Origin of the sequence: Frankia sp. AiPs1 (assembly GCF_023716945.1) — a bacterium.
Taxonomy (GTDB): domain Bacteria; phylum Actinomycetota; class Actinomycetes; order Frankiales; family Frankiaceae; genus Frankia.
Genome location: NZ_JAMQQF010000863.1, coordinates 1 through 1,739 on the forward strand (window position 1 = coordinate 1; position 1,739 = coordinate 1,739).

A 1,739-nucleotide genomic window follows, 5' to 3' on the forward strand; every position below is an offset into this window, starting at 1 on the left:
GCCCGGGACCGCGCGGCCGGCACCGCCGGGTCGTCGACCGCGAGGTCGGCGTCCGCCTCCCCTCGATCCGGCCCGGTGGTGATGCTCACGTCGGGCGGCGGCGCCGCAGTGGTGGCGGACGACGCCCGGGGGTGAGTCCGCGGGGGCGGCGCGTCAAGGCCCGTCGCCGGAGCCGTTGTCACCGTTGTCACGTCTGGGACCTCCGCGCTGCCCTGGGCCGTTGCATCCGCCATGAGTTCCGCGCCGGCCGCCTGCGCAGCGTCCGGCACCGAATCCGCACCGAGGGTAACGGATGGATCCGGCGGCTCGGTCGTGGCGGAACGGACCTCGGGAGCATCCACGCAACGTATTCTCTCCCACGGACACTCGCACCGCCCGACGTGGTCGTAGGAGCGCAGGCCAGGGACGAGGACACTCGGCATGGTGAACCTGGGCAGCACGGTCTCGAACAACCTGCGAAGGCTGCGGTCGAGCGTGCGCGGGGACGGTGCCGACCGGACCGGACTGTCCGCCCTCACCGAACTGTCCTTCGTCAACGCCGCGGGCGACGCGCTGGTCACCGTGGCCCTGGCCGGGTCGCTGTTCTTCTCGGTGCCCTCGGGGGAGGCCCGGTCGAAGGTCGCCCTCTACCTGCTCATCACCATGGTCCCATTCGCTCTGCTGGCACCGGTCATCGGGCCGCTGCTCGACCGGGTCGCCCACGGCCGACGCACGGCGCTCGCCGCCATCTGCCTGGGCCGAGGCCTGCTGGCCTGGCAACTTGCCGGGGCCCTGCACGGGCTGGCCGTCTATCCGCTCGCCCTCGGCCTGCTCGTGCTCTCCCGCGGCTTCGGCGTGGCGCGCAGCGCCGTCATCCCCCGGGTCGCCCCGGCCGAGCTCACCCTCGTCAAGGTCAACTCGCGGATCTCGCTGGTCAACATCGTCGCCGGCGCCATCGTGGCGCCCGTCGGGCTGGGCATCGCGCACGTCCCGTTCGTCGGCTATCCGTGGGTGCTGCGGATCTGCGCGATCGTCTACATGGCCGGCGTCCTGCTGGCCTTCAATCTCCCCAGGCACGTCGACTCGGCGGCCGGCGAGCTGCCGCTACGCGCCCCGGTCGGACCGGGCGGCCGGCGCGGCCTCGGGGCGCGGCTGCGGGCGTTCCTCGGGGCGCTGCCGGTGGCCCTGCGCGCCACCGCGGTCCTGCGCGGCCTCGTCGGTTTTCTCACCTTCTACCTCGCCTTCCTGCTGCGGACCAACGGCGGCAACAACCTGTGGCTGGGCGGCCTGGCCGTGGCCGCGGGCGTCGGCAGCGGGCTCGGCGTGTTCATCGGCGGCCGGCTCGGTCGACGACGCCCGGAGGGCATTCTCATGCTCGCCCTGGTGCTGGCGGCCGGCGGTTGTCTCGGCGCCGCCATCACCTACACCAGGTTCACCTCGCTCGTCGCGGCGCTGTTGGTCACCATGGCCGGCTCGATGGGCAAGCTGGCGCTCGACGCCGTCGTCCAGCGCGACATCCCGGAGGCGACGCGCAACTCCGCGTTCGCCCGCTCCGAGACCGCGCTCCAACTCACCTGGGTCGCCGGTGGCGCCCTCGGGCTCATCGAGATGCCCGGGACGGTGGGCTTCGCGGTGGCCGCCGCCATCGTCTGCGTCACGCTGTTCGTGCAGGCCGGCGCGCTGCGCCGCTCGCGCCTGGCCGCGCGCGACCGGCTGCGGGACACCGAGCTCCCGCCACCGGGCGGCGCGGTCCCAACGGC

Annotated in this window: 1 protein-coding gene and 1 pseudogene; one reads left to right on the forward strand and one right to left on the reverse strand. The window is 73.9% G+C overall.

What is annotated here, in order from left to right; genetic code table 11:
- Positions 1–182: pseudogene (locus ND748_RS34805) on the reverse strand (hypothetical protein); the annotation flags it as partial.
- A gap of 238 nt (positions 183–420) precedes the next feature.
- Between ND748_RS34805 and ND748_RS31380 the strand changes: the two are divergent.
- Positions 421–1,739, forward strand: a 1,319-nt coding sequence (locus ND748_RS31380; RefSeq protein WP_251749916.1) for an MFS transporter, incomplete at its 3' end; no start/stop codon positions are given.